Here is a 1,166-nt window from a genome sequence, read left to right as displayed (position 1 = left end):
TCGTCGGGAACGGTAACATCGTCGCGATTCATGTAGGCGTCAACATCGGAATTATCCTGGTCAAAGGCGGCAGGATCCCATGGTTCGTCCGAACAAAGAACGACGTGATGAAGGTCGAGGAGTTCTTCGTCGGAGGGCGGACGGAGTGGGAGATAGGCAAGGCCGTTTTGGAAACTGAGAGGAAGAACATATCCGTCGAGAGTAGTGATCGCGAGTTTTCCTCCAAGTGCCATGGAACGGTCGTCGACCTTGGTGCCAAAGGCCTCAAGTTGGACACAGGAATGAATGGACTTGCCTTTACCATGCCATGCGTACTGGTGCATGATGAGGCAGACAGGGCCGTGCTGGGAGTGAGCGACACCGGCGACGATGCCGACAGGGCAGTTGTCGATGGTATGATCACCGATACCGACAATGTCCACAGAACGGTTGGTGGTTTCGAGGAGACGAACGTCGGCGCCGCCAAGGCCGCCATTAGCACCGCGATCAACTAAAGAGAGGCGGTGATCGGTGTGCCTGAGGTGATGCGATAGCTCAGGTTGATTTGGCGCTGATTGCGAGACGTGGTGGCGAGCAGTGTGCGGAAATCATATGGAGATCGCTCACTGGAGTTGAAAAGACGTTCGTAAACTGAGGGATCAGAAGCATCGGGTGTCGATGATGTTTCTGGCTGATGAATCGTATCGGCAACGGTTTCGGTGGCGTTGGCCGAATACGTGGGAGGCGGAGGCGGTGGCTTACGATCGAGCTGCTGCTGCTGCTGGTGCTGCTGGAGCAGGTAAAGGACGGCGTTGCGAAGTTCATCGTCATTTGACTGCTGTTCTATGCTTGCGGCGGTGTCGTGAAAATGTACTTGCGAGCGTTGCGGCGGTCGTTGTTTGCGTTCAGCGAGGACCTTGTCGCGTTGGGGCTTGGGTACACGTTTGAGGATTAATTGCGCTTCTAAGGGAAGTTCTTTCCACACATCTGCTGGGATGCGCGGAACGGACTCGCTAGAAGTTTGACAATCAGAGCGGTATACGTCGACAATGGAGTGATCCATGTGTACGGAGGATTCAAAGAACGCTTCTTCGTCGTCGAGGTACCCTAATGTTGGGGATTTGTCCTGCATTTCATGCTCGTACGACAAGTTATGACTGTTCGCAGAAAGCCGGCCGCGATTCTTC

Annotated in this window: 2 protein-coding genes; one reads left to right on the top strand and one right to left on the bottom strand. The window is 54.4% G+C overall.

The features are described from left to right. Positions 1 to 494: hypothetical protein (locus AAFU51_18815; protein MEO1573299.1), on the top strand; the 494-nt coding region annotated here is incomplete at its 5' end. Here AAFU51_18815 and AAFU51_18810 read toward each other — a convergent pair. Then, positions 491 to 1,166, bottom strand: a 676-nt coding sequence (locus AAFU51_18810) for a hypothetical protein (GenBank protein MEO1573298.1), incomplete at its 5' end; no start/stop codon positions are given. The genes AAFU51_18815 and AAFU51_18810 overlap by 4 nt on opposite strands.

This window comes from Bacteroidota bacterium, assembly GCA_039821555.1.
Lineage (GTDB): Bacteria > Bacteroidota > Rhodothermia > Rhodothermales > Rubricoccaceae > JBCBEX01.
Note: the sequence above shows the minus strand (reverse complement) of the source record. Positions and strands in the feature narration are given on the sequence as shown.